General features: G+C 40.4%; 24 protein-coding genes. 17 read left to right on the top strand and 7 right to left on the bottom strand.

Translation table 11 applies throughout. From position 1 onward, the window contains the following. Window positions 1-38: 38 nt before the first annotated feature. From IF202_RS07360 to IF202_RS07340, 5 genes are all read right to left on the bottom strand, one after another. The gene (locus IF202_RS07360) at window positions 39-986 is read right to left on the bottom strand and encodes an ABC transporter substrate-binding protein (RefSeq protein ID WP_191594236.1); all 948 of its coding nucleotides are present in this window, start codon (window positions 984-986) and stop codon (window positions 39-41) included. Window positions 987-1,084: 98 nt separating this feature from the next. Further along, window positions 1,085-2,092, bottom strand: coding sequence for an ABC transporter permease (locus IF202_RS07355; RefSeq protein WP_191594235.1), 1,008 nt, complete (start codon window positions 2,090-2,092; stop codon window positions 1,085-1,087). A 24-nt stretch (window positions 2,093-2,116) separates the two neighbouring features. Continuing rightward, window positions 2,117-3,610 carry a sugar ABC transporter ATP-binding protein gene (locus tag IF202_RS07350; protein WP_235963350.1) on the bottom strand — a complete coding sequence of 498 codons (1,494 nt, stop codon included), beginning with the start codon at window positions 3,608-3,610 and terminating at the stop codon, window positions 2,117-2,119. 48 nt (window positions 3,611-3,658) lie between these two features. Continuing rightward, window positions 3,659-4,408 (bottom strand): SDR family oxidoreductase, encoded by a 750-nt coding sequence (locus tag IF202_RS07345; RefSeq protein ID WP_191594234.1) that lies wholly within the window; start codon window positions 4,406-4,408, stop codon window positions 3,659-3,661. Window positions 4,409-4,496: 88 nt separating this feature from the next. Further along, on the bottom strand, window positions 4,497-6,041 hold the full coding sequence (locus IF202_RS07340) for a UxaA family hydrolase (protein ID WP_191594233.1): 1,545 nt from the start codon (window positions 6,039-6,041) through the stop codon (window positions 4,497-4,499). A 101-nt stretch (window positions 6,042-6,142) separates the two neighbouring features. On the opposite strand from IF202_RS07340, the gene IF202_RS07335 reads away from it, so the two are divergent. The 8 genes from IF202_RS07335 (at window position 6,143) to IF202_RS17335 (ending at window position 13,469) form a co-directional block, all read left to right on the top strand. Further along, the gene (locus IF202_RS07335) at window positions 6,143-6,835 is read left to right on the top strand and encodes a GntR family transcriptional regulator (RefSeq protein ID WP_191594232.1); all 693 of its coding nucleotides are present in this window, start codon (window positions 6,143-6,145) and stop codon (window positions 6,833-6,835) included. A 69-nt stretch (window positions 6,836-6,904) separates the two neighbouring features. Then, a complete protein-coding gene (locus tag IF202_RS07330) occupies window positions 6,905-7,348 on the top strand; it encodes an RbsD/FucU family protein (protein WP_191594231.1) in 444 nt (147 codons plus the stop codon). Then, the gene (locus IF202_RS07325; RefSeq protein ID WP_191594230.1) at window positions 7,338-8,168 is read left to right on the top strand and encodes an amidohydrolase family protein; all 831 of its coding nucleotides are present in this window, start codon (window positions 7,338-7,340) and stop codon (window positions 8,166-8,168) included. The genes IF202_RS07330 and IF202_RS07325 overlap by 11 nt, the downstream gene beginning before the upstream one ends. A gap of 315 nt (window positions 8,169-8,483) precedes the next feature. Next, window positions 8,484-9,494 (top strand): zinc-binding alcohol dehydrogenase family protein, encoded by a 1,011-nt coding sequence (locus tag IF202_RS07320; protein ID WP_191594229.1) that lies wholly within the window; start codon window positions 8,484-8,486, stop codon window positions 9,492-9,494. Between the two features lie 339 nt (window positions 9,495-9,833). Beyond that, a complete protein-coding gene (locus IF202_RS07315) occupies window positions 9,834-10,751 on the top strand; it encodes a sialic acid TRAP transporter substrate-binding protein SiaP (protein WP_235963348.1) in 918 nt (305 codons plus the stop codon). A gap of 23 nt (window positions 10,752-10,774) precedes the next feature. Continuing rightward, window positions 10,775-11,353 carry a TRAP transporter small permease gene (locus IF202_RS07310; protein WP_191594228.1) on the top strand — a complete coding sequence of 193 codons (579 nt, stop codon included), beginning with the start codon at window positions 10,775-10,777 and terminating at the stop codon, window positions 11,351-11,353. Window positions 11,354-11,361: 8 nt separating this feature from the next. After that, complete coding sequence (locus IF202_RS07305; RefSeq protein WP_191594227.1) at window positions 11,362-12,639, top strand: TRAP transporter large permease; 1,278 nt, start codon at window positions 11,362-11,364, stop codon at window positions 12,637-12,639. 233 nt (window positions 12,640-12,872) lie between these two features. Continuing rightward, window positions 12,873-13,469, top strand: coding sequence for a helix-turn-helix transcriptional regulator (locus tag IF202_RS17335; protein ID WP_206705417.1), 597 nt, complete (start codon window positions 12,873-12,875; stop codon window positions 13,467-13,469). A 50-nt stretch (window positions 13,470-13,519) separates the two neighbouring features. Here IF202_RS17335 and IF202_RS07295 read toward each other — a convergent pair whose 3' ends face one another. Continuing rightward, window positions 13,520-13,981 (bottom strand): Lrp/AsnC family transcriptional regulator, encoded by a 462-nt coding sequence (locus IF202_RS07295; protein WP_191594226.1) that lies wholly within the window; start codon window positions 13,979-13,981, stop codon window positions 13,520-13,522. A gap of 132 nt (window positions 13,982-14,113) precedes the next feature. Between IF202_RS07295 and IF202_RS07290 the strand changes: the two genes are divergently transcribed. From IF202_RS07290 to IF202_RS07260, 7 genes are all read left to right on the top strand, one after another. Continuing rightward, window positions 14,114-15,043 carry a DMT family transporter gene (locus IF202_RS07290; protein ID WP_191594225.1) on the top strand — a complete coding sequence of 310 codons (930 nt, stop codon included), beginning with the start codon at window positions 14,114-14,116 and terminating at the stop codon, window positions 15,041-15,043. A gap of 6 nt (window positions 15,044-15,049) precedes the next feature. Next, window positions 15,050-15,328, top strand: coding sequence for a putative quinol monooxygenase (locus tag IF202_RS07285; RefSeq protein ID WP_191594224.1), 279 nt, complete (start codon window positions 15,050-15,052; stop codon window positions 15,326-15,328). A gap of 310 nt (window positions 15,329-15,638) precedes the next feature. Continuing rightward, window positions 15,639-17,255 (top strand): methyl-accepting chemotaxis protein, encoded by a 1,617-nt coding sequence (locus tag IF202_RS07280; protein WP_191594223.1) that lies wholly within the window; start codon window positions 15,639-15,641, stop codon window positions 17,253-17,255. Window positions 17,256-17,473: 218 nt separating this feature from the next. Next, window positions 17,474-18,085, top strand: a complete 612-nt coding sequence (locus IF202_RS07275; protein WP_191594222.1) for a glutathione S-transferase family protein — start codon at window positions 17,474-17,476, stop codon at window positions 18,083-18,085. Between the two features lie 289 nt (window positions 18,086-18,374). Next, window positions 18,375-19,274 (top strand): ABC transporter ATP-binding protein, encoded by a 900-nt coding sequence (locus tag IF202_RS07270; protein WP_206705416.1) that lies wholly within the window; start codon window positions 18,375-18,377, stop codon window positions 19,272-19,274. Between the two features lie 3 nt (window positions 19,275-19,277). After that, window positions 19,278-20,264 carry an ABC transporter substrate-binding protein gene (locus IF202_RS07265; RefSeq protein ID WP_191594221.1) on the top strand — a complete coding sequence of 329 codons (987 nt, stop codon included), beginning with the start codon at window positions 19,278-19,280 and terminating at the stop codon, window positions 20,262-20,264. Continuing rightward, window positions 20,264-21,322 (top strand): FecCD family ABC transporter permease, encoded by a 1,059-nt coding sequence (locus IF202_RS07260; protein WP_206705415.1) that lies wholly within the window; start codon window positions 20,264-20,266, stop codon window positions 21,320-21,322. Before IF202_RS07265 ends, IF202_RS07260 begins: the two co-directional genes overlap by 1 nt. Before the next feature lie 37 nt (window positions 21,323-21,359). On the opposite strand, the gene IF202_RS07255 is transcribed toward IF202_RS07260, so the two are convergent. Then, complete coding sequence (locus IF202_RS07255) at window positions 21,360-21,827, bottom strand: OsmC family protein (protein WP_191594220.1); 468 nt, start codon at window positions 21,825-21,827, stop codon at window positions 21,360-21,362. Window positions 21,828-22,113: 286 nt separating this feature from the next. On the opposite strand from IF202_RS07255, the gene IF202_RS07250 reads away from it, so the two are divergent. Together IF202_RS07250 and IF202_RS07245 are read left to right on the top strand one after the other, a co-directional pair. Then, the gene (locus tag IF202_RS07250) at window positions 22,114-25,491 is read left to right on the top strand and encodes an MHYT domain-containing protein (RefSeq protein WP_191594219.1); all 3,378 of its coding nucleotides are present in this window, start codon (window positions 22,114-22,116) and stop codon (window positions 25,489-25,491) included. Further along, window positions 25,491-26,486 carry an HD domain-containing phosphohydrolase gene (locus tag IF202_RS07245; protein ID WP_191594218.1) on the top strand — a complete coding sequence of 332 codons (996 nt, stop codon included), beginning with the start codon at window positions 25,491-25,493 and terminating at the stop codon, window positions 26,484-26,486. Before IF202_RS07250 ends, IF202_RS07245 begins: the two co-directional genes overlap by 1 nt. The last annotated feature ends 118 nt before the right edge of the window (window positions 26,487-26,604 follow it).

Here is a 26,604-nt window from a genome sequence, read left to right as displayed (position 1 = left end):
ACACCATGATGGTTAAATACCATCATGGTATGAAAACGTTATTTATAAAGAACCGCTGCTATTTTTGGATCATCTATATTTTTAGCTGTGTAATAGTAAAAACCCGTATCAATTACTTTTGGTAATGACTGACCTTTAATAGCCATTACTGCTGCCTTAACTGTTTCATAACCGATTCCTACAGGGTTCTGCGTAATAGCGCCTGCCATCAAACCACTACGAATAGCATCTGTTTGAGCTTGACCAGAATCAAAACCAATAACCACTAAGTTTTTAACGTTTGATTCACGTACCGCATTAACCACACCAATCGCTGAACCTTCATTAGTACCAAACATACCCGCTAATTTAGGGTAGGAAGTTAATACTGCACGTGCTACTTCGGTAGATTTCAGTTGATCACCATCACCATATTGAACCGTCACAACATCTATATTCGGGTAGGCTTGCTTCATACGATTAAGAAAACCGTCACGGCGATCCATTCCAGTTGTTCCAGTTTGACTGTGGGCAATAACAGCTACTTGTCCTTTATTACCAATAAGTTCAGCCATTTTATCCGCAGCTAAAGCAGAAGCAGCCACGTTATCTGTGGTTGCCGTTGTCAGTGGGATATCACTAGCAACACCACTATCAAAAGCGACTACCGGAATGCCCGCTTTCTGAGCTTTACGTAATAAAGGGATAGCGGCTTGGCTATCTAGTGCAGCAAAACCAATCGCATCTGGTTTATTGGCTAGTGCAGCAGCTAACATGTCGATCTGACGATCCACTTGGGCTTCTGTATCTGGCCCTTCGAATGTAACTCGAACATTGAACTCTTCTGCAGCTTGATCGGCACCTTGTTTAACAGCCTGCCAGAACTGATGTTGGAAACCCTTTGAAATTAATGGGATATATAACTGATCATTCGCTTTAACAACGGATGATGTCGCTATAATGGATACAGCACTGATAAGACCTATTAGCGTACGACGTGACAACATATTAATTACTCCATTTTATTTTTATTTTTAAAGCTTACTTTTGTTGTGATGACATTATGTCACCGATTAACACTTACCATTTCTACATTAACTTTTTATTACTTCGATTTTTGACGGCGCATCATATCTGCATACACAGCAAGAATAATGATGATGCCGGTAATCACTGTTTGCCATTCCTGTGCAACAGATAACACTCGTAACCCATTCGTTAATACGGCCACAATCAAAGCGCCGATTAACGTACCGATAATAGTTCCTCGACCGCCCGATAATGACGTTCCCCCAATCACTACAGCGGCAATGGCTTCTAGTTCATAACCTAGACCTAATGCAGGTTGAGCAGAGTTCAGTCGGGAAGAAATCAAAATACCTGCGATACCACAAATGCCACCAGCAACGGCGTAGATAGCAATTTTCCAGCGATCTGTATTAACACCAGATAGACGCACAGCTTCTTCATTAGAACCAATACCAAAACAGTAACGACCCAAGACTGTTTTACTCAAAACATAACTAGCAACACCCGCAACAACAAACAGAATTAATACGCCGTTTGGAATGGGTAAAAAAGGTAAGACCTCACCGATTAAAGAACCACGAGAGATAGCGTCATAACCTTCTGTGTTGTTGAAATAAATAGGGCGAGCGCCACTTAACACTAAAGATAAGCCTTTCAAGATAAGCATCATGCCAAGCGTCGCTATGAAAGGTGGTATTTTCATTTTGGCAACAAAAGAACCTGAACAAAATCCACAAAAAGCACCCGCTAAAATAGCACCTAATACGCCAACAGGCAGAGGTAAATTCATGTTCGTTAATAATATTCCTGCAACAACAGCAGTAAACGTCATTAAGGTACCGACAGATAAATCAATACCACCCGTTATAATCACTAACGTAGCAGCAACAGCTAATACGCCATTAACGGAAGTCGCTTGCAAAATAGCCAACATGTTCGACATTTGCATGAAGTTAGGCGAGGTAATAGAAAAGAACACCAATAATATGACTAAACTAGCAAAGGCGAGTACTCGCTGATGCGCTGTCATTTTTATCAGTTTACTAATAAAGCTTGGTGACGTTGTTTGGCTTTCGGTTGTCATTATTTTTGTTCTCCTGCGAGCCGTTTACTGTGTGGCTAATGCCATGATTTGTTCTTGTGTTGTTGCTTTTCCACCGGGTAATATTCCAGTCAATTTACCTTGGCACATCACTGCAATACGATGACTTAAGCGCATCACTTCAGGCAGCTCTGATGAAATTACAATAATCGCTCTGCCTTGCTTTGCCAGCGCTTCAAGCAATTTATAAATTTCGGCTTTCGCGCCAACATCGATACCACGAGTAGGCTCATCAAAAATGAGAATATCGCAATCTCTTAGCAACCATTTTGCAATAACGACTTTTTGCTGATTACCACCAGAAAGAAAACCTACTTCTTGAGTATCTGACGGCGTACGAATGGCTAATTGTTCAATATAGTCATTCGCAATTTTTTCCATATCGGCTTCTTTTAGTACACCGCAGGAATTAGTGAATCGACCTAACGTTGCCATGGATATATTTGCCCGTACATCCATGCCTAAAGCCAAACCAAAATGCTTTCGGTCTTCTGATAAGTAACCAATGCCCGCGGCAACAGCATCACTTGGAGTGGAAATGTTGCACAGCTCTCCATTCACCCAAACCTCACCAGAGTCAAAGGCGTCGGCACCAAATATAGCTCTGGCAACTTCTGTTCGCCCTGCCCCCATCAATCCAGCAAAACCTAATATTTCACCCTTTTTGAGAGAGAAACTAACATCTTGAATCGCTTTACCTCGATTCAAATGTTTAACATTAAGCAATTCGGGACTATCCGATAAATCAGGTATATCAACACTTTCGTCTTTTACTTCTCGACCAACCATCATTGAAATAATAGTCGACAAAGGAGTGTCTTTGGCTTCCACCGTGTCTATGTATTCACCATCGCGCATCACAGTGACACGATCTGCAATTCTCTTAATCTCATCCATCTTATGACTGATGTAAATGATACCTACACCTTCTGACTTCAAAGACTGGATAATAGTAAAAAGCTCTGCAATTTCTGCATCATTTAGTGCCGCTGTAGGTTCATCCATTATTAAAATACGTGATTTATAGGACAAGGCTTTGGCAATCTCGATCATTTGTTGCTTTGCGACCGTTAACTGGCTTACTTCGGTCGTTGGATCGAGATCAAAATTCATTTTTTGAAAAATTTCTTGCGCCTGCAGGTTCAGCTTTTTTTCGTTAATAATGCCTAAAAAAGAGCGTGGCTCACGCCCAATAAAGACATTTTGAGCGACGGTTAAATCGTTCATTAAGCTAAGCTCTTGGTGGATAATGCCAACACCTGCATCTTGTGCATCTTTGGGCCCATTAAATTCTACTAATGCGCCATCAACTTTAACCGTACCGCCATCTCGATGATAAACACCAGACAGTATTTTCATTAACGTCGATTTACCTGCACCGTTTTCCCCCATAAGAGCATGCACCTCGCCTGAGCGCAGCTCAAAACCTACACTTTTAAGGCAATATACACCGGGAAATCGTTTTTCAATTCCTTGCATTTCAACCAATAGAGACATCATTTTCACTCCATAATGGTGAGTTGATTCAAACAGTCTATTTCGACCTTGTTAAATCGTGCAGCCACCATCAACAGATAAAGATTGCCCAGTAACGCACTTACTTTCATCAGATAATAAGAATACAACCATCGGAGCAATATCACTGACTTCAGCAAGACGGCCCATTGGCTGACGAGCAATAAAATCTTTTTCTGCTTGCACTGGATCTGGTGCAGAAGAAATTCGCCCTTGTAAAGAAGGTGTATTCACTGTTCCAGGGTTAACCGAATTACAACGAATGCCTTTTTTCACAAAATCAGCAGCAATGCCTTTTGTTAATCCGATAACCGCGGCTTTAGTTGCGCCGTATGCAGTACGCATAGGAAAACCTTTAATAGAGGACGCCATCGATGCCATGTTGACGATAGAAGAAGATCCTGTGATTTTTGCTTGTTCCAACATGCCGGGTAAAAAAGTACGGCACATACGCATCATAGAAGTAACGTTCAAATTCATGCTGAAATCCCAATCTTCATCTGAGATATCCAATACGGTGCCGTTGTGAACAAAACCCGCACAATTGAATAAACCATCAAGATTAGGCACCGTCTTAGCAAACGCTTTTATTGCATTACTGTCCGTGACATCTAATAAATATGTTTGAACCTGTGGACAGTCCGATTTGAATTTTTGCAACGCCTCTTCATTAATGTCTGTGGCGATAACATTCGCCCCTTCTCTTAAACAGGCTTCGGCACTTGCTCTACCAATTCCTTGACCAGCGGCTGTTATTAATATTGTTTTGCCTTTAAGTCTCACAATCGTTTCTCCATTTCACGTTATGGTAATAGCTGCAAAACTGCAGCTATTTAATTTCAGTTAAGTAATCTTGATTACACCATTTCAACTACATCACTGCGCCAATTTGCCAAGGCACAAACTCTGCCCCGCCAAACCCAAGCGCTTCGCTTTTTGTCTCTTCACCTGACGCTATTCGAATAATTAGTTCAAACAACTCGGTGCCTTTTTCTTCTATAGAAATGCCACCAGTGACTATGTCACCACAGTTCAAATCCATGTCTTCTTGCAGGCGGCTATACATCTCAGTATTGGTCGCTAACTTAATACAAGGCGTTGGTTTATAACCTGAAACAGAACCACGCCCCGTAGTGAAAATAATCATATTTGCGCCAGATGCGACTTGTCCCGTAACGGAGCAAGGATCAAAACCCGGACTATCCATAAAAACGAAACCTTTTTTATCAATGGTTTCACCGAATAAATAAACATCAGTAAGTGGTGCGCTACCGCCTTTCGCAACAGCACCCAATGATTTTTCAAGAATAGTTGTTAAACCACCGTTCTTATTACCAGGACTTGGATTGTTATCCATCTCTCCACCATTTCGGGCGCAATAGTCTTCCCACCAATGGATGCGATCGATAAGTTTTTGACCTACTTCTTTAGATATAGCTCGACGAGTCAATAAATGTTCGGCGCCATACACTTCAGAGGTTTCAGATAAAATGGTCGTGCCACCATGTCGAACCAATAAATCTGAGGCATAACCCAAAGCAGGGTTAGCGGTAATACCAGAATAGCCATCAGATCCACCACACTGCATACCTACCATAATTTCTGATACTGGTGCTGGCGCTCTTACTGCCTTATTCGCTTCATTAGCCAACAAGTGTAATTCTGCCAACCCTTTCTCGATGGTTTTACGTGTTCCACCTTCCGTCTGGATTGTCATATAACGAAACGTTGTATCTGAGCCTTCTTTCGAATGGGAGTCAGGTGTTTGATTATCAACTAAACTGGAAACTTGCATAACTTCACAACCCAATCCAATCAGCAATATCCCACCAAAATTAGGGTTCTTAGCATAACCAGAAAGCGTACGATGCAAGGTTTGATACCCTTCACCTTGCCCTGACATCCCACAACCGGTGCTGTGAACTATCGGTACAATGCCATCAATATTTGGATAGTTTTTAAGGAAGTGTTCTTTATTTGCAGCCTCTTCTATAAAACGCGCAACAGACCCTGCGCAATTGACAGACGTCAAAATGCCGAGGTAATTACGTGTACCTACTTTACCGTTTAAACGACGGTAACCATTAAATGTACGAGGTAATGAGACAGTTGGAAGTGGTTCACTTTGTTTTGAGAACGCATAGTCTTGAAGGTGTTCTCCCATGCCCATGTTTTGCACATGCACATGCTCACCGGAAGCAATATCTTGAGTTGATTGACCAATGATTTGACCATAACGAATGACATTATCACCTTTAACCAAAGGCTTAATAGCAACTTTATGGCCTCTAGGAACATACGTTTTTAAGGTCACATCAAATTCATTAAGCTTACTGCCTTCGGCAAGATCGCTTAAAGCGATGACGACATTATCGTTATTATGCAAACGAATAATTTGTTTGGACCCAAATATCATGGGAAGCCCCTGTTCTAAATTTTTTATTGTTGTTGTATATTCAAACTAGCACCAACATAATCAGTCGTCAACTAACATGTTAGTATAAGGGAAATTAAATTATGACAGCGTCATCGCTTAATAAAGTTGAGAATTTGAGCGGCTCACTGTCTCAGCGTGTTTATCAGTCGCTACGAGAAGCCATATTATCGATGCAGTATCCACCGGGTACTGTGATTCGAAAAGGCGCTATTTGCGACCAACTTGGTGTATCTAGATCACCTGTAGCAGAAGCGTTAGCTCGCCTTTCAGCTGAAGGCCTTGTGGATGTTATTCCTCAGTCAGCGACAAAAGTGTCCTGCTTTTCAATGGATGAAATTCGTGAAGCGAGCTTTTTACGACAAGCATTAGAAATCGCAGCAGTAGAAAAAGTCACGCAAGAGCGCACGCCAGAACAATTGGCAGCCCTGACTCGAAACATCCGTATGCAGGAGTTACTCGTCGAAGATAAAGACTTCGTAGGGTTTTATGAAACAGATGAAGAATTTCACACTATGCTGATGAATTTCACTGGCTTTAATGGTGTTCCACAGGTGCTAGCAAGCGTTTCCTTACATTTAACAAGAGCTCGCATGCTGATGTTGCCAGACGAAAGCCGCCCTAAAGAAACAATCAAAGAACACCAAGCCATTTTAACGGCGATAAAAAACCAAGATGTCGATGCCGCACGAGAAGCGATGAGGTCTCACACAGGCCAATTAATCCCACGAATTTTACCCTTGGAGGAATCTCACGCAGAGTATTTCAAACCTTAATAAATCGTCCAACTTTATGAGGTCACTTCAAAACACGTCCACACCAAATAAAAATAAAAGGACCAAAAAATGCTTTATAACATCCCAAGTTTAATCACACCTGAACTACTTTATGCCATGAGAGCAATGGGGCACGGTGATGAGTTACTCATCACCGATGCGAACTTTCCTGCCACCAGTCATGGTCATGGACAAGAATGCATTCGATTAAGTGGTGTAGACAGTTCAGAAGCACTCACCGCTATCTTAGCTCTGCTTCCGATTGATACCTTTGTGGATAATCCTTTTACGACTATGTCCGTCGTCGATCAACCGGATATAACACCACCAACTGTCCAAGATTTCGCTCAAATCATTCAGAAACAAACAGCCTTTAATTATTCTCCTGTAGGGTTGGAACGCTTTGAGTTTTATGAGCGTGCGAAAAAAGCCTTTGTCATTATTCAGACCTCAGACATTCGGCCTTATGCCAATATCATCATCAAGAAAGGAGTTATTAATCATGCGGATTGATGCTCATCAGCATTTTTGGAATCTACAAAGAAATGACTATGGTTGGCTCACGCCAGAACTCACCAGTCTTTATAAAAATTTTTTACCTAGCAATTTAGCGCCACTCCTGAAAAGCCATAACATTGACGGGACAATACTGGTTCAGGCAGCGCCTACAAACGAAGAAACAGAATTTCTATTACAGCTGAGTGAACAAAACAACAGTATTAAAGGCGTTGTTGGCTGGGTAGATTTCGACAATGCAGACGCTTCGAAACGTATCATGGAACTGGCTAAACACTCTAGACTTATTGGCTTAAGACCCATGATTCAAGACATTGATGATGTAGATTGGATGCTCAGGTCTAATGTAGCAAAAGCATTACAGACAATGACCGATGAAGAGCTTGTATTTGACGCACTGGTAATGCCGAAGCATTTACCAAACTTAAAGCAGATAGTCGAACAAAACCCTAATTTAAGCACTGTGATAAACCATGCCGCTAAACCTAATATAAAAGACCAAGCGTTCACACAATGGCATGCTGACATCTGCGCTTTTAGCGAGCACCAACAAGTGAGCTGTAAATTGTCTGGTTTAGTCACTGAAGCCAAAGAGGATTGGCAAGCGGAAGACTTATATCCCTACATGGATACACTGTTTGATGTATTTGGTCATCAGCGGATTATTTGGGGAAGCGATTGGCCTGTTTGCTTACTTGCCAGTTCTTATGCGACATGGATCAAGCTTGTTGAGCGTTATCTAGACGAAAAAAAGCAATCCAGTGAGGCGATTCTTGGAGCTAACGCACTTAGAATCTACAAACTAGAGTCTAACTAAAAAATAGATTTTTACTAAGAAAAACTGACATTTAGGTACCTTATTTTGTAAAGAACTTACGAATAACTGTCTTTTATAAATAGAAAACATTTGATTTTTATTTATAAAATTTCTAATGTCATACAATACAACAATAAAAATAATACGTAGGTTTTACTATGAAGACCAAAATATACACCCAAAAACCATCCACTCAGACCTTGTCCGAAGGTGCACTTACTTGCTCTAAAAGCAAATATCGAGCTATCCAAAATATTTTTCCAATCAGCCAAAATACTCTTACTCTTCATACTCAACCTATGGAGAACATTTAATATGAAATCTGTCTTTTGTATTCAACCAGGCGTTATGGAAATACATGACACTCCCCGCCCTGAAGATAAACCTGGACATGTAATCATAAAAATCAAACACATAGGTGTCTGCGGAACGGATATTCACGCTTTTGCAGGTCAACAGCCTTTTTTCCAATACCCTCGTGTTCTTGGTCATGAGCTATCTGGCCTAATCGACTCTGTGGGTGATGGGGTTAATATGGCAATCGGACAGCATGTCTATGTTATTCCCTACATGGCTTGCGGTAACTGTATTGCTTGTCGTCATAGTAAACCTAACTGCTGCACAGACATTCAAGTTATTGGTGTGCACGTAGATGGTGGAATGTGTGAGTACTTACAAGTACCTGTCGAATATGTCGTCGAAACGAATAATATGCCTCTTGACCAAATGGCTGTTGTTGAGTGTTTAGCCATTGGGGCACACGCCGTACGCCGTTCAGAATTGCAAGCCAACACAAATGTCTTAGTCGTTGGTGCAGGACCTATTGGCATGGGCATAGCTCAATTCGCAAAAGAACGTGGTGCACGAGTCATCATGATGGACACCAACAAAGAGCGTTTAGATTTTTGTAAAAATGATCTTCATGTCGACGACATTGTTCTTGCTGGATCAGAAGCAACTGAGCAGCTAGCGAAGCTCACCGACGATGAATTTTTAATGTCAGTTTTCGATGCGACGGGTAATCCTAAAGCCATGGAATCTTGTTTCCAGTGGGTTGCTCATGGAGGACGATTAATTCTTGTCAGTGTGGTTAAGGCTAACATTCAATTCGCTGACCCAGAGTTTCATAAACGTGAAATGTCGGTTATTGGCAGCCGAAATGCGACGAAAGAAGACTTCGAACATGTTATTAAGTGCTTACGTGAAGAGCGAGTAGTTGCCGCCTCTATGATTACTCATCGAGGCGGCTTGCTAGATTTACCGACGCTATTGCCCTTGTGGAGCAAGAGTGAAACTGGCGTTATCAAAGCATTAATTGAGGTATAACTTAATTATTTAGCTTGATAGTAGTCGTTTCCAATAAAGCGAATAAAGGCGGGAAGCCTTCATCAACAACTAACTAAAACTTGAAACTAAAGGAGATACACCAACCAGAAAATACAGATGAATGTTCCTCTGAGGTAAGCATTTATGGACTTTCCTCAACAAACAAAAAAACAAACAAACCGCACACTCAAATGTGCTAATTATAAAAATAAAATAGGTATTGTTATGTCAAAGCTTGTAGAACTAAATCATAAATTTAAAAAAACTTCTTTTTTGTCGATGATAACTCGTAGCACCTTCATTACAGCCGCTACCACTGTACTTGCAGGTGCGAGCATAATGAGTACAGCAGCAAACGCAACGACATTAAAGTGGGCTCATGTATATGAAGCCAGCTCTCCATATCATGAAGCTGTTCTTTGGGCAGCAGATGAAATTAAAAAGCAAACAGATGGCCGCGTAACAATAAACGCATATCCAGCCTCGTCATTAGGTAAAGAATCAGAGCTCAATGAAGCTCTAGATTTCGGTACAGTCGACATTATTTACACTGGTGAAACATTTGCTAGACAGGCATACCCTCCAATAGAAATATCCGCATTTCCTTTCGTGATTCGTGATTACACTCACTGGAAAGCCTATAGAGACAGTGCTCTTTTCACAGAAATGTCAGAAGGTTATGAAGGAAAAACAGGCCATGATGTCACCGCATTTACGTATTACGGCGCTCGACACGTCACATCAAATACGCCGATTAATACACCTGAAGACATGAAAAACATCAAAATACGTGTACCAAATGCACCTTTGTTTTTAATGTTTCCAAAAGCCGTTGGTGCAAACCCAACCCCTTTAGCCTTTTCTGAAGTGTATTTAGCACTGCAGCAAGGTTTAGTGGATGCTCAAGAAAATCCGCTACCAACCATCAAATTCAAGAAATTCTATGAAGTACAGAAATACATCAACCTTACTGGCCATATGTCGAACTCTCTCTTGACCATTGTTTCTAACTATTCAAAAAACAAAATTAGTGCAAGTGATTATGACAAGCTAACCGCCATAACTAAGCAAGCATCAAATAAAGCCTCCGACCAAATAAATGATGCAGAGCAAAACTTATCTGCATGGTTTGTTTCTCAAGGCGTTACCGTCAATAAGGTAGATAAAGAACCTTTCAAGGCGATTATGAGACCTTATGTAAGCTCAAAATCTAATGGTTTTACAGCAGAACAATTAGCTCGTATAGAAGCGCTATAATCATTTAACTAAGAGGGATGCTGATGATGCAAAATCATAAGCAAAACGGGCAAATGGAAACCATCCATGAGCCCTCCCTCGATTTGGTTCATGACGACCAAACCGAGGATGCATTTAGTTTAAATAGAGCAGATATTCCTGTTCTTCTCATTTTCTGGTTACTTGTGGTGATTGTATTTCTACAATTTTTCACCCGCTACGTACTTAACGATTCCCTTGGTTGGACAGAAGAAATTGCTCGATACCTTCTAATTTTAGTTGGGTTTATAGGGTCCGTCACCGTGGTAAGGAAAGGTGGCCATATTTTCTTAGAGTTTTTCTATCGTTTTATACCGAGCCAATGGACTAAGGCATTGGTTATTTTTTCTCAGGTTTCTAGTACTTTTTTCTACAGCTACTGTGCCTATTTATCAAGCCAAGTAGCAATGCGTATGAATCAGACCTTGGTTTCGGTTCCTCTGCCAAAAAGCATAATCTATTGGATCGTCTGCGCTTGCTGCGTACTAATGACACTGTACTCTTTAATTTGGTTATTCAAACGCATACAGCAAAACCATATTGAAATGGCTAACAGTATTAACAACCAGGTAATTACAGACTAAGGATTTTTATGTCTATTTTATTCATGTTTCTCATATTATTTGCCTTGTTAGTCGTTGGAGTACCCGTTGCCGTTTCTTTAGGGTTAGCTTCGCTATTTTTTATCCTTATGGAAGGTATTCCTAACATTGTTCTACTTCACAACATGGTTAATGGCATCAATAGCTTCCCGTTAATTGCTATTCCCTTCTTCATTTTAGCTGGGCATTTAATGAATACAGGAGGTATTACTAACCGAATTTTTGCTTTTGCTCGATCACTTGTCGGTTGGATGCCTGGAGGTTTAGGTCATGTTAATGTTGGTGCCAGTGTTATTTTTGCTGGTATGTCAGGAGCCGCTGTGGCGGATGCTGGGGGCTTAGGCAATGTAGAAATTAAAGCCATGAAAGATGCAGGGTACGATACGGATTTTTCCGTCGGAATTACTGCAGCGTCTTCAACCATTGGCCCAATTATTCCGCCGTCATTACCTTTGGTTATTTACGGTGTCATGGCTGACACCTCTATCGGACAACTTTTTGCAGCAGGGTTAGTTCCTGGTTTATTGATGGCGTTTTCGCTAATGGTTATGGTGTCTTGGTTCGCCAAAATTCGAAAATACCCAAAAGACGATCATTTTAGCTTCAAAGTATTATGGTCAACATTTAAACGAGCCTGTCTCCCCTTAATGACGCCTGTGATTATTGTTGGTGGTATTTCGACTGGAATATTTTCACCTACGGAAGCGGCCGTTGCGGCCGTTGCTTACTCTATGTTTTTGGGACTAGTTGTTTATCGCACACTGTCTTTCAACAACATACTGAAAGTGTCACAAGAAACCATTGAAACCACGGCTTCAATTTTAATGATCGTTGCCGCATCGACTATTTTTGCTTGGATACTAACAGCAAATCAATTTGCCACTTTCTTTGCTGACCAGCTCTTGTCGTTTACGGATAACAAAGTCGCAATTTTATTAATTATTACCCTATTAGTATTAGTAATTGGCTGTTTCATGGAAACCATAGCTGCCATTACTATTTTAGTCCCAGTGCTGTTACCAATCGTTATTCAGATTGGTATTGATCCAGTACATTTTGGCATTATTCTAATACTTAACTTAATGCTAGGACTGCTTACGCCTCCTGTAGGAATGGTACTTTACGTGCTTGCTAAGGTGTCAGATACCCCGTTCGAGCGATGCGTTATAGCAACAGCGCCATTTTTAGTTCCTTTAATTGCCGTGCTCATGCTGTTAACTTTTATTCCTGCCATTTCAATGTGGTTACCTACTATGATCTATCGATAGTAAATCAGTTCTTGACCATTCTTTCATTACCGCAAGCGCCCTTCTTAAAATAGAAGCGGCGCTTTTTCATTATTAATGGAAAGCATAAAACAAAGATTCCTTATTCATATTTTATTCTTAAAAAGTGTATCGACCACTTAAAGCCTATTTTTCCTATTGTTACTTATCTGTCATATTAAGTATGTATGATCATTTTATATACACACCTTTGATACCATTGGAGACGATATAAGATGAAAATGAAGGATCAATTAGATAGCGCTCAGCCTATGAAGAAACATAAGGCAAAAACCAAAAAAACCGATTTGAAAAAGAAGAAACGAGCCAAGCTGGAAGCGAAGAAACAATCAAAAGACAAAAAACAGATCAAAGCTGTGACATTACCTACATCGGTAGTAAAAGCACAAGAAACGAAAGAATCTATTACAGTACAAACAGAAGCACCTACAACAGCACCATTAATTGTTAACACAGAATCATCATTTACAAGCATCACAGACGCTCAAGCTGTTCGAACACGAGCATCGAAAAGCCTCACGCCGATGACAAAAGCACAACAACGAGCAGCCATTAATAAAATCATCAAGAGCTTGATACTAGATGAGATTACCCAAGGGGCTGCATTACGTGAATTACGTGTAAATGTTCTAGGGTTAAGACAAGAAGCCTATACAGAACTGACAGGTGTTTCTCGTAAGACTTTGTCCGAAATCGAAAACGATAAAGGCAATTACACACCAGAAATAATCAATAAAGTGTTCAAACCTTTTGATTTAAAAGTAGGCCTGATACCAATATCAAGCTCGGCATTAAAAACACTTTTACGTTAATTAGAAATAATCGATTTCATTTTTTAGGTGCAAGGTAAAAAAGCTTTTCGTTAAACCAACAAGCGACGCTTCACTGGTGTGGACTTCACTATAGAAGTATTGGTATCTGCTAGATCCGATATGCTGTCTAATATCGGGTCTAGTTCGCTAATATTTTTTAGATATAAGCGGGCAATATAGCAATCATCTCCTGTTACTTTGTCACACTCTACTAACTCAGGAATCAAATTGATTTGCGCTTCCAACTCATGCATTTTCCCTGGAAGCTGACGCATTCGTACAATAGCGATTAAACTATAGCCCAAGGCTAAAGGATCAATATCGACGCGATATCCAGCAATAACACCGCTTTCCTCAAGTCGCTTTAAGCGCTCATTAACACTTGGCGCAGTCATACTAACGCTACGAGCAAGCTCGCTCACGGGTGTTCTTGCATTGTCGTATAAGAGCTCAATTAGCCTTTTATCAATACCGTCTAGGTGGATATCACTTTTTCTAAGGTCATTGCGCATATTTACCTCTAATACATACAGTATTTTGTTTTATTTACCTTTTTATATGCCTGCCAAAAGCACTAGATTACCTTTATCCTATTAACCATAGAGTATTTCACTCATAAAAAGCAAAGTGTAGGGAGAATAATAATGAATCGCTCAGCAACCAATATCGGTACAATTGAACTTGTTATCGCGATGATGCTGTCAGGAACAATCGGTTATTTTGTTATCAGCTCAGAACAGTCTTTGTGGAATGTGGTGTTTTTTCGCTGTGTCATCGGTGCTGTTGTTTTAGGTGGTTATGCGTATTTTTCTGGGCTAATCCGTCGTGAGTTTTTTAAGCGTAGTGTGCTATTAATGATTATCTTGGGCGGTATTACGCTTGTGGCTAATTGGATTTTTCTCTTTGCCTCGTTCAACTATATTCCTTTTTCCATTGCGACTGTTGCCTATCACATGCAACCTCTATTTTTGGTTCTAGTCGGCGCGATCATTACCCGAGAAAAACCTTCTGGTTCATTGCTTGTTTGGCTCGCGTTGGCGTTTGTCGGTTTATTCTTAATCGTTGAATTGGATGTGAATGAAATCGCCGCGATCTTCTCTGGCGATTCAAGTGCTTCTTCTGAACCGTCCGCACTTATTGGTTTGTTGCTCGCCTTAGGCGCGGCAATGCTTTATACCGTAACAACGCTAGTGACTAAGAAAGTCAGCCAAGTACCTTCGACCTTTGTTGCTTTGGTTCAGGTTATCGCTGGCATCTTCATATTATTACCCTTTGTCGATTTGACTAACTTGCCGACGCAGACAAACCAATGGATTGATTTATTGGTTTTGGGCGCAGTGATGACGGGTTTTATGTACATTATTATGTATGACAGTTTTCAAAAACTACCAACCAGCCTAATTGCACTTTTGTCATTTATTTACCCTGTAACCGCACTCTTTGTCGATTATGCCGCGTTTTCAACGCAAATCAGTCTGTGGCAAGGTCTTGGCGTTTTATTGATTTTGTTGGCCGTATGCGCGGTTAAATTCAATTGGCAGCTGCCATTAAAACCATCCAATACAAAGGAGTAAGCCATCATGGCAAAAGTAACGTTAAGTGGTTATATCGAAGTTCCTAAAGAGGATTTAGACGCCGTGCTTTTTGAGTTACCGAACCATGTTTCGCTGACTCAGCAAGAAACTGGCTGTATTACTTTTACAGTGACCCAAGACCAAGAAAAACCATGCCATTTTGATGTCTATGAAGAATTTATTGATAAGGCCACCTTTGAAAAACACCAAGCTCGAGTAAAGGCATCTGACTGGGGCAAGGTGACTCAAAACGTAAAGCGGTTTTATACCATCACTGGTCATTAAAAATGAACAAAAAAACCTTTAAATACAAACTATCAATGTCACAAATCATGATAATTTCAATTTTTTCTTGCTTGAAAATTAATCCATTAAATTCTTCTACTAAATAATGACCATTTAAAAAATCGAATAAAAACAGATACAAAAGATTACAAAACAGTCATGTGAGCTTCATATTCAACTGCCATGTTTAAAGTTATCGCTATTGTCTGAGTCAAGTAATTCTAAAAATAAAAAGCAAATATAAAAACAGATGTATAGCAAGGAAGCGCCCCATTTATGGGTGGGAAATATTAAACAGTAGGATCATCTAATGAGTATATTTCAAACTATAAGAGGTCGATACACTCTAGTCTTTGGCGGCTTAGCCATTGTTTTCTTAATCGTGGTCGTGTGTGCTGAGGCCTTAGTAAGCTATTTACAAAATAATCTAGGGAAATATGAACACGGTGAAGCAATTGTAGAGAATGGAGATCGTCATTTATATCAATCAAGATCGGCACTGGCGACTTTAATTCTTGTTCAAGAGACTAAAGATGGCAGTACACTTGAGACAGAAATTTTGTCTCATGCACAACTCGCTCATGACCGTATGCAAACCTTTCGTAAGCTAATTGTAGACATTCCTGAAATAAATGATTATCTAGCTAACTTTGATACGGTATATAAAACTTGGGAAGCCAGTAATCTCAATATCCTCACGCTAACAAAAAAAGATTATCATGATGGAATGAACCTCTTCGTCGGCCAAAATCAAACTGACTTTACCGCCTTAAGAAACCTATACCATCATTCAGAAGAACTCATAACGAAATACGCAGCAAAAGATAAAAAAGGTATCGATGAAATAACCGAAACCTTTAAATTGGATGTGGGTATTCTAGCAAGTTTTGTTGTGGTGCTAAGTATCGCTCTTGCTTGGTTTGCCCCTCGCAGTATTTCTAGAGCAATTAAGCTTGTTACCTCTGGCGTTCATGAGATCAGCACTGGAGATGGTGACTTGACTCGCCGTATCAACAGTCCCAAAAAAGATGAAACAGGTGATCTAAGCCGTGAATTCGATGGGTTCGTGGCAAAGCTGGGCGGCTTAATTGGACAGGTCCGTGATGGGTGTGAACACGTTCGCCAAGAGATGTTTAACTTAGGAAAATCAGCAACAGAATCTGCTGAGCTTAGTGATAGACAACACCAGTCACTTGATTTTGTTGTTTCTGCTGTAGAAGAAATGGGCGGAGCAACACGAGAAGTTGCTCAAAATGCAGCTCATACTGTAAGTGAAGTGGAGTCACTCAGTAATTCAGCAAACAATGGGGTAAAACAACTAGATAGTGCGATTGCACAGCTCGATAGTCTTTCGGATCAAATTCAATCCGCAGCAAGTGTTATTAGCGAACTATCAGAACGGTCGGACAAAATTGCTTCCGTATTAGATGTTATTTTAGGGATTTCAGAGCAAACCAATTTATTGGCATTAAATGCAGCAATAGAAGCAGCCAGAGCAGGTGAACAAGGCCGAGGTTTTGCCGTTGTTGCAGACGAAGTTCGTGGGTTAGCCAGCCAAACTCAGGCTTCTGCCGAAGATATTAAGGTCATGATTAATAACCTACAGTCTGGGGTGAGTAATGCCGTATCCGTCATAACAAAAAGCGTAGAGATGACGACTACCAGCGTAACGCTATCGCACAACACCAAAGAGTCCATTGCCGTAGTGCAGCAATCTGCAGACCGCATTTATGACTTCACAACCCAAACAGCAAGCGCAACAGAGGAACAAAGTAAGGTAACTGATGAGATAAATGAAAACTTATCAAGTCTATCCACCATGTCAAAAGAAGTACTCGAAATATCGAAACGTATAAGTCACTCGGTCAATGAGACGCTATCCAACTCAGATGAACTCGCCGGACAAGTTAAGCGCTTCACGGTGTAAGTGATTTTAAAAAAGCCTACGCTTTTTTCATAAAGCGTAGGCTCATTATCACAAACGATCTAATCACTTTTTATCTATTAGAGTGCGTTATACCTACCATCAATTAAATTCGCTTTTCTCTCTTCCTTTATTAATAGATGATAAGAAATCAACTTAACCTCTATTCATTAATATTGTTTCTCATACTGTTTTAAAAAATGTCATATAAGGAATGTATTATGGTTTTGCACGATTTTTTACCTTCGGGGAACGGTTATAAAATCCGTTTATTATGTGCCTGTTTAGGGCTTAACGTGACACTAAAAGAATACGACATTACTAAAGGCGAGACACGAACTGAGGCATTTTTAGCGCTTAGCCCTAATGGCAAAATTCCTGTTTTAGAATTAGATAATGGTGACGTATTGAGTGAGAGTAACGCCATTCTGTTATATCTTGCGGAACAACATGCATCACTATTATTGCCAACAGATCTAATAACAAAAGCCACTATTTATAAGTGGTTGTTTTGGGAACAATACAGCCATGAACCAAATATTGCGGCGGTGCGTTTTTGGTTAACACACAATGCTATGAATGAACTCAAAGAACAAATGCTTCCTGATCGTGTTCAGCAAGGCAATGCAGCTTTACAGTTGATGGACGACACATTGAAAAAGCAAACATTCCTAATAGGTGACATAATCTCACTGGCGGATATTTGTTTGTTTGCTTATACCCATGTTGCGGAAGAAGGTGGTGCTTATCAATTAAGTGACTTTCCAAATATACAGCGTTGGATTAAAACCATCGAATCACAAGATTGGTTTATTCCAATCACTCAGCGTTAACGCTTTTGTCAAAAGAACTCTATCTTTAAAAAGCGGAGCGACCCCTTGTCGCTTTTGCTTTAACTCCCTTATTAAAATCCACACCAAACATCTATACAGCTTTCCTTCATCCACCTTTATTAAATAGCTTCATTTAATCACTGCATGTAAAGATGAAAATTCTCACGATTCCGTCGCTTGTTCATGTAAAGCCAGCTACGTATAGTCTGCGGTATCGAAAACTGTGTTTGCCTTTATACCTTTAAATGTTATATTATAACATTATTAACGTTATGGAATCTGATTACTCTTGATTGACAATACGACCCACTCCAATCCGCATTCACAGCAAGATGCGTTGCCTTCCTGTTTTTCAGGTTGCCAACCCGCCGCTTTGATACTGGATAATGTGGCGTGGTCTCCTTATAAGGACAAACCTCTACTCGCACCTATTCGTTTGACAGTCAATGCTGGGGAGTTTGTTGCCGTGGTGGGTCCGAATGGTTCAGGGAAAACCAGCTTATTGCGCTGCCTTTATCGTGTAAACAAACCCACTGCTGGCCAAGTTCTAATGGATGGAAAAAACATCTGGGCGCTTTCTGCTCGCCAATGCGCGCAACGTATCGCAACCGTTTTACAAGACACTGGCGCTGAGTTTGGTTTGAGTGTTTTTGAGATGATCGAGATTGGCCTGACACCAAAATCCACCAACTGGAAACGCACAGACGAAGACGTTGATGTTATCAATGACGTTTTAACCTTGCTGGATGTGTCTCACCTTGTTAATCGCTCGTTTAGTTCATTGTCTGGCGGCGAACGTCAACGAGTGATGATTGCCCGGGCTTTAGTGCAAAACCCAGACATTTTGATTCTAGACGAACCAACCAATCATTTGGATATTCGTCATCAGCTCGAAGTACTAGAACTACTCGCAACACTTCCTTGTACCATTATTGTGTCTTTGCATGACCTGTCTCTTGCATCGGCTTACGCGGATCGCGTTTTGGTGATGAAAGAAGGCCAGATGCAAGATTATTCCACACCGAAAAGCGCTTTTACCCAAGAACAAATACGACAAGTATTTGATGTTGAAACCGTTATTGATGAACACCCAATCACACAACGGCCACGATTTTCCTTTTACTTAAACAATAAGCAGCTAAACAAAAAACACTTAAATGCAAAACAGCTCGATAAAAAGCAGGATTAGCTTATGACTCTTTCAACCCGTCAACACATCAAACATGCTTCTCTTGTCATCACAGGTTTGATGTTCTGTGTATTACAAACAAATGCATTACAAGCCGCTGAGTCTCATTACCCAGTTCAAATACAAAGTTGTGATCGTACGGTAATCTTTAATCAAGCACCGAAAGCAGCTATTCCAAACGATTCAAACTTAACCGAAATGATGCTGGCATTGCGCCTTCAAGATCACATGGTGGGCTTTACCGGCGTGTCTGGCTGGAAAACCTTAGACGCTGAGTTACGCAAAGACATTGGCGAACTGCCAGAACTTTCTCCAAAATACCCAACTAAAGAAGTCTTACTTGGCGCAAACGCTGACTTCTATTTTGCTGGTTGGAACTATGGCATGCGGGTCGGCGGTGGTGTGACACCTGATACATTAGCACCACTCGGTATTAAGGTGTATGAACTGACCGAAAGCTGCATTCATATCATGGACAAACCAAAAGTGTCTATGAACGACATGTACAACGATTTGTTGAATTTAGGTCGTATTTTTAATGTCGAAGAACGCGCGAATAACTTAGTCAATGACTATAAAAGAGAGCTCGACGCCTTCCAAGAAAACTTAGCACCACTGGCTCAACCCGTCAGTGTTTTTGTCTACGACTCAGGCGAAGAGCAACCTTTTACCGCTGGGCGACATGCGATGCCAACCGCTTTGATTGAAGCAGCTGGCGGTAAAAACATCGTCGATGATGTACGAAAAAGCTGGATTCAAATTGGTTGGGAATCTGTGATTGATCGCGCACCTGAAGTGATCCTAATCGTGAATTATGGTGAAGTGACGGCACAGCAAAAAATAGATTTCTTACGCAACAATACTGCGTTCAGTGATATTCCAGCGGTTAAAAATAATCGCTTTGTCGTTTTAGAATACGTTGAAGCAACACCTGGCCCGCGTAATATTGAAGCAATCAAACGCTTAGCTAAGGCTTTTAGAGCAGAATAATGAACGCACCCAAAAAGAAAACCATGCTCATTGCTAAAATACCTTTACGAGTTCTGTTATTGGCATTGAGCCTTTTACTCATTATTTTAATGGGCATTGCCATTGGCGTTGGTTCAGTACCGATTTCGCAATCGACCGTTTGGGGCATTATTGGTAATAAACTGTCCTTTACCAACAGTTTGCCGACTTGGTCCATGGGGCGAGAAAATATCGTCTGGGCTGTGCGTTTACCTAGAGTCATTCTGGCCGCGATTGTGGGTGCTACTCTCGCCGTTGTCGGGGCCGCATTACAATCGGTGACTCGAAATCCTTTGGCTGATCCTCATCTGTTGGGGATTTCGTCTGGTGCCGCATTGGGCGCCATTATTGCCTTGTTACATACCGGCATGATTTTAGGTGTGGTGACTGTGCCTGTATTCGCCTTTCTTGGAGCACTCCTTGCGATGTTTCTTGTATTGGGCGTTGCGAATTTTTCTATGGCACACAGCGCAGGTAGATTAATTCTTGCCGGTGTTGCGGTAGCATTTGTGCTGACGGCATTAGGGAATCTGTTTATCTTCATGGGCGATCATCGGGCATCGCACACAGTGATTTTCTGGATGCTGGGCGGATTAGGTCTCGCACAATGGGGACAACTCTGGTTTCCGTTTTTGACTTTATTATTGGGTGCAAGCTACCTTATTTACAAAGCAAGGTATCTGAATGCCATGATATTAGGTGATGAATCTGCCAGCACATTAGGCGTACCAGTCCAGCGTTTTCGTCTTATCGTGATTGTCGTGTGTGCCTTATTAACTGGAGCCGCGGTGGCATTCTCGGGCGTGATTGGCTTTGTCGGTTTGATGGTGCCGCACATTGTACGTTTATTGGTAGGCGGGGATTACCGGAAAATTCTACCTCTGTCGGCGTTATTCGGCGCGTTATTTTTGGTGTTCGCCGACATCATTGCCAGAGTCATTATTCCACCAGAAGACATGCCAATCGGCATTTTAACCGGCTTGGCTGGCGGCATCGCCTTTGTCTTCCTAATGAGACAAAGACGTAACGTGGCCTTGTAGTTCTGGTTTGTAGTTCTGGCTGCATTGTTATGAGCCACTAGACACAAAAAGCATCATCAACTCGAACGACAGTTAGTATTGAATTAGCAATGAAACAAGCTTCGTGAGATTGATGATGCAATGTCTGTAATACCTCTGGACTCGGTCTTTCACCGACAAAAGTCACATCCGGTTTTAAAACTACTTCCGTCATCATCATTTTGCCATTCGCACCAATGGCCAAGGTGCCGACAGCCTTGTCTGTGTATTGATCTACGATCAACTTTTTACGTGATGCAAAATCAAGAAAAAACAACATATGACAACTTGAGATGGATGCAACAAAGGCTTCTTCTGGGTCTACATTGTCTGCAATAGACATGGGAACAGGGACAATATGCGGTGAAGACGAAGCAGGAATCACCACGCCACCTTCAAATATCCATTCATGTGCACGGCTGTATTTTTTATCTAAGAATTTTTGAGATCCACGGGTCCATTTAATCGTTGCAAAGTAGTCTGACATTATCTTTTCCCTTATCTATGTTCTTAAATGTACATTAAGCCGATTTTATAAAATAGCACATCATTCTTAACAACATTGAGCAATTATAACAGTCATATTTCACGTAAATAGCATTAAAAAAACCTTCAAATTTACACATAATTAGTAGCCAAAAGCGTTAATAATTAGAAGTTTAGGTTAAAATATATACTTAATTAATTTATTCTAATGTGAAGTCGATTTTGAAGAATTAATTATTTCATAGCTATATCTAAATTACTTTTGTCCTAAGGTTTAAATACATTACATGAATTGGCTACACAATTTTTTTGTCACAGATACATCTCCACTACAAATAGACACGGGGATTTATGATTATTGGCTCGTTGCCTTATCTATATTAATTGCTATAGTCGCGTCGTTTTTTTCACTACATTTCGCCTCTATTGCAAAACATATTCTATTGAAAAAGTATCAAACAATTGCCTTAAGCTCTGGCTCTTTAGTTATGGCTGGCGGCATTTGGAGTATGCATTTTGTTGGTATGCTAGCTTATGATATGGGGCATGTTGTTGTTTATGAACCATGGCTAACACTATTCTCTATTATTCCAAGTATTATTGCCTCTTACATAACATTAAACATATTAATTAAGCCTAAACTCTCACTTTGCTTGCTTATTATGAGTGGCACGCTGGTTGGCCTAGGCATAGGCACCATGCATTACATGGGCATGGCTGCGATGGAGATGAACGTAGAATTACGTTACAACCCTTATTGGTTTGGTTTGTCTATTTTTGTGGCTGTAATTTTAGCTATCGTTGCACTTTCTACTCGATATTACGTCAGTTTTATTAAGAAAAAACTAAGTGAAAATCTGGTGAATGGCTTAAGTGCTACTATTATGGGTGCAGCGATTTCAGGTATGCATTATACAGGTATGACAGGCGCACGCTTTATTACATACCCTGACCATGAAACGCATCAAAAAATACAAGATATTGGCACCAGCTCTCAGAGTGACTACCTTCCTCTAGCAATTACTATATCGACACTATTAATATCCATACTCGCCACAAATATCACCTCTCAATTACGCTACCGACAGTTACTTTTAGAAAAAACCACCAATGAACTACGCCTCAAAACTACACTAGATACAGCTGTAGACGGTATTATTACGATTGATCATAAAGGTTTAATCCAGGCTTTTAATAAAGCAGCCATATCAATTTTTGGTTGGGAAGAAACTGATGTCATAGGCAAAAATATTTCCATGCTCATGCCTCAGCCCTATCAAAAAGAACACGACGGCTACCTTTTTAATTACCAAAAAACAGGAAAGAAAAAGATAATAGGCTCAGATCAAGAAGTAGTGGCTTTACATAAAAGTGGTCGTACATTCCCTATCCGCCTTGGTGTTGGCCAAGTGAAAATTGAAGGTTTTAGTCCTCTCTTTGTTGGTTTTGTTACAGACATTTCAGCTAGGCGAGAAATGGAAGAAAAAATTCGTAAAAACGAAGAGCAATACAGCTCTTTGATCAAGAACATTCCTGGTGCTTCTTTTCGTTGCAAGGTAAATAAATATCGAGACGTTCTGTTTATAAGCGATGCAATTTATGAGTTATCTGGCTGGACAGTTGAAGATTTTCACAATGAAGAAATTTCGTTAACCCATTTAGTTCATACTGATGATAGCGAACTAACCCTACAATCCGTAGAGGAAGCAAAACAAGGTAATAAAACCTATACCATTGAATACCGTCTTAAACATAAAGAGGGTCATTATGTTTGGGTGTTAGAAAATGGCTCTATCATATTTGATGAAAGCAACAGACCTCAATGGATTGACGGTGTTATTTTAGACATATCTCCTCGAATAAAAATGGAAGACGATTTACGTCAAGCCAAAATAAGAGCAGAGATATCAGCAGAAAGTAAATCTTCTTTTCTTGCCAATATGAGCCATGAGATACGCACCCCTATGAACGCCATTATTGGATTCTCTGATATTTTATTAGAATCCGATATGTCGCTAGAAAACAAAAAACACTTGAGTACCATCAGCAAATCTGGTCGTTCTTTGCTGCATTTGTTGAATGATATTTTAGACAGCGCAAAGTTAGAAAAAAACAAACTTGAATTGGACGAACAACCTTTTGACCTAATGAATATGGTTGATACCGTTATATCAACCTTATGGTTACAAGCAAAAAGTAAAAACGTGGAACTTACCTTCACCATAGAAGACGGTATCAGCAAGGCATACTTCGGGGCAGAAGGTCGAATTCATCAAGTATTAATGAACCTACTAGGCAATGCCATAAAATTCACCGAAGTGGGTAGTGTTACCTTAACCATTTCCAAGCAGGACAACGGTTTCCTACGTTTCTCTATCCAAGATACAGGCATTGGTATTCCACCTGATCGACTAAAAAGTATCTTCGAACCTTTCACACAAGCTGATGCGTCTATGAGCCGACGCTTTGGCGGAACAGGTTTAGGAACAACCATCTCCAAACAGTTAGTTGAACTGATGGGAGGCAAGATACATGCATCCAGTGAACTTAATGTTGGCAGTTGTTTCTCTGTTGATTTGCCTCTGGAAGAAAGAAGTTTTATGCCTAATTCCAAGCCAAAGACAATCATCGGTCTTGAACCTAAAAGGGTTTTAATTGCAGATGATATTGAGCAAAACATTACTCTGCTGACCATTATTCTGAAGCGTCAGGGTCATGAAGTATGCTCTGCTGAGGATGGATCTGCGGCTGTTGAGAAATTTAAAATTGTTCAACCAGATATCATTCTAATGGACATTCAAATGCCTATTATGGATGGATTAACAGCAGCCCAGATTATTCGGATTTACGAAAAAGACAACAAACTACCTCGTACTCCTATTATTGCCTTAACCGCCAACGTATTACTTGAAGACAAGTTAGAGGCGCAAAACGCCGGCATGGATGGCTTTGCTAACAAGCCTATTGATGTGAACGCGCTTACTCTGGAAATGGCGCGCGTTTTGGATATTGAAGTTATGGAGCAAGTTATTCCAGAAGAAGAGCAAGAATCCATCGAAGCGATTAACAAAAAGCAGGTTAACTTCGAAAAAGGCTTAGGTTTATGGGGCGAAGCATCTGTTTATTTAGCAGAGTTAAACCATTTCTACGAATTAAATAAAACTCTTTCAGACACGCTCGTTAGCCATGTGGAAAACGACGAATTTGACGAAGTAAGTGCGTTAGCTCATGCGACTAAAGGCTCCTCAAGCAATTTGGCATTATTAGGCATAAGCAAACAAACCGCCTTTATTGAAAGCTCTGCCAAAGCACATAAACGCGGCGACTGCCTGAGCGCGATTGAGCAATTACAGAGCTATATAATGAGTTTTAGCCAAGAATTAGAAGCTCTTAAAAACACTCATCAGCCAGAAGACACCAGCGACCAAAAAGTTACCTCTTCAAAAGCATCCAAAGAAGAGTTATTCGCGACCATTCAAGAGTTAATCGAGTTAGCTAGTGCTGGCGAGGTAGATGATGAGAAAATAGATATGTTTGTCGATAATATCGATACCAATCTAAAAGCAAAGGCCGTTGAAGTAAAAAATGACCTGTTAGATTTTGACTTCGATTCAGCACTTGCGACATTATCAGAACTGAAGAAAGTAATTAAGGAAGAGGCGTGATGATCCAAAAAAAAACATCAGCACGAATTTTACTTGTAGACGACGAGCCAACTAACCTAAGAATTTTGCGTCATATTCTACAAGATCATTACACTCTGTCATTTGCTAAATCAGGTCAAGCAGCTTTAGAGCTTGTTGAAAAAGAAGAAACCGATCTTATTTTACTCGACGTGATGATGCCGAATATGACTGGTATAGAAGTTTGCCAGAAGCTGAAACAGAACCCTGCAACAAAAGAAATACCTGTCATTTTTGTCACTGCTCTACGTGACGCAGGAGACGAAGAAAAAGGCTTTGAAATAGGCGCTGTCGATTACATTACCAAGCCGGTTGTTCCTGCTATTGTTCTTGCTCGCGTAAAAAACCACTTATCTTTAACCAGTGTTGCAAGCCTGCATCAGACTCATTTGGACCTAATCCAAAGACTAGGCCGCGCAGCAGAATACAAAGACAACGAAACGGGCATGCACGTACAGCGTATGAGTCGCTATACCCGTGAGTTAGCGATCGCTTATGGTTTTCCAGAAGATTACGCCGATGATTTAATGATGGCCGCGCCAATGCATGATATTGGTAAAATAGGTATAGCGGACAATATTTTATTGAAACCAGGCAAGCTAACGGCTGAAGAATATGAAGTAATGAAAACTCATGTTGAGATTGGTGCTGAAATTTTATCTAACCCTCGCTCACACCTTATTGAACTGGCCCGAACTATGGCGCTGACACATCATGAAAAATGGGACGGATCAGGTTATCCAAACGGATTAGCCAAAGACGATATCCCAATAGAAGGTCAATTGATTGCCGTGGCGGATGTATTTGATGCATTAACTAGCGAACGGCCTTATAAAAAAGCGTGGTCAACTGATGAAGCAATCAACTACATCTTCGAACAATCTGGAAAGCATTTTGATCCAGAGCTTCCACCTCTGTTACAAAAAACACTTCCTAAACTATTAAAAATTAAAGACGAATTTTCAGAAATTAACTAATAATCAATCTAATAGAAACGTTAATAACGTATAACCTTGAAATGATCGACTTCTAAATCTTTAAGGTGGTCGTTTTAGTTTATAGCGACACTAAATAACTTAAAATTAAATAATGGTA

It is taken from the genome of Marinomonas colpomeniae (assembly GCF_014803385.1).
GTDB lineage: Bacteria > Pseudomonadota > Gammaproteobacteria > Pseudomonadales > Marinomonadaceae > Marinomonas > Marinomonas colpomeniae.
This window is presented reverse-complemented; position numbering and strand designations above follow the sequence as displayed.

Excerpts from the sequence above, each read along its gene's own strand:
- IF202_RS07340 (WP_191594233.1), bottom strand. The coding sequence starts at position 6,041 with ATGATATTTGGGTCCAAACAAATTATTCGTTTGCATAATAACGATAAT.
- IF202_RS07310 (WP_191594228.1), top strand. The coding sequence starts at position 10,775 with ATGATGCAAAATCATAAGCAAAACGGGCAAATGGAAACCATCCATGAG.
- IF202_RS07280 (WP_191594223.1), top strand. The coding sequence starts at position 15,639 with ATGAGTATATTTCAAACTATAAGAGGTCGATACACTCTAGTCTTTGGC.
- IF202_RS07315 (WP_235963348.1), top strand. The coding sequence starts at position 9,834 with ATGAGTACAGCAGCAAACGCAACGACATTAAAGTGGGCTCATGTATAT.
- IF202_RS07320 (WP_191594229.1), top strand. The coding sequence starts at position 8,484 with ATGAAATCTGTCTTTTGTATTCAACCAGGCGTTATGGAAATACATGAC.
- IF202_RS07335 (WP_191594232.1), top strand. The coding sequence starts at position 6,143 with ATGACAGCGTCATCGCTTAATAAAGTTGAGAATTTGAGCGGCTCACTG.
- IF202_RS07255 (WP_191594220.1), bottom strand. The coding sequence starts at position 21,827 with ATGTCAGACTACTTTGCAACGATTAAATGGACCCGTGGATCTCAAAAA.
- IF202_RS07330 (WP_191594231.1), top strand. The coding sequence starts at position 6,905 with ATGCTTTATAACATCCCAAGTTTAATCACACCTGAACTACTTTATGCC.
- IF202_RS07265 (WP_191594221.1), top strand. The coding sequence starts at position 19,278 with ATGACTCTTTCAACCCGTCAACACATCAAACATGCTTCTCTTGTCATC.
- IF202_RS07250 (WP_191594219.1), top strand. The coding sequence starts at position 22,114 with ATGAATTGGCTACACAATTTTTTTGTCACAGATACATCTCCACTACAA.
- IF202_RS07325 (WP_191594230.1), top strand. The coding sequence starts at position 7,338 with ATGCGGATTGATGCTCATCAGCATTTTTGGAATCTACAAAGAAATGAC.
- IF202_RS07305 (WP_191594227.1), top strand. The coding sequence starts at position 11,362 with ATGTCTATTTTATTCATGTTTCTCATATTATTTGCCTTGTTAGTCGTT.
- IF202_RS07275 (WP_191594222.1), top strand. The coding sequence starts at position 17,474 with ATGGTTTTGCACGATTTTTTACCTTCGGGGAACGGTTATAAAATCCGT.
- IF202_RS07245 (WP_191594218.1), top strand. The coding sequence starts at position 25,491 with ATGATCCAAAAAAAAACATCAGCACGAATTTTACTTGTAGACGACGAG.
- IF202_RS07350 (WP_235963350.1), bottom strand. The coding sequence starts at position 3,610 with ATGATGTCTCTATTGGTTGAAATGCAAGGAATTGAAAAACGATTTCCC.
- IF202_RS07285 (WP_191594224.1), top strand. The coding sequence starts at position 15,050 with ATGGCAAAAGTAACGTTAAGTGGTTATATCGAAGTTCCTAAAGAGGAT.
- IF202_RS07355 (WP_191594235.1), bottom strand. The coding sequence starts at position 2,092 with ATGACAACCGAAAGCCAAACAACGTCACCAAGCTTTATTAGTAAACTG.
- IF202_RS17335 (WP_206705417.1), top strand. The coding sequence starts at position 12,873 with ATGAAAATGAAGGATCAATTAGATAGCGCTCAGCCTATGAAGAAACAT.
- IF202_RS07295 (WP_191594226.1), bottom strand. The coding sequence starts at position 13,981 with ATGCGCAATGACCTTAGAAAAAGTGATATCCACCTAGACGGTATTGAT.
- IF202_RS07290 (WP_191594225.1), top strand. The coding sequence starts at position 14,114 with ATGAATCGCTCAGCAACCAATATCGGTACAATTGAACTTGTTATCGCG.
- IF202_RS07360 (WP_191594236.1), bottom strand. The coding sequence starts at position 986 with ATGTTGTCACGTCGTACGCTAATAGGTCTTATCAGTGCTGTATCCATT.
- IF202_RS07260 (WP_206705415.1), top strand. The coding sequence starts at position 20,264 with ATGAACGCACCCAAAAAGAAAACCATGCTCATTGCTAAAATACCTTTA.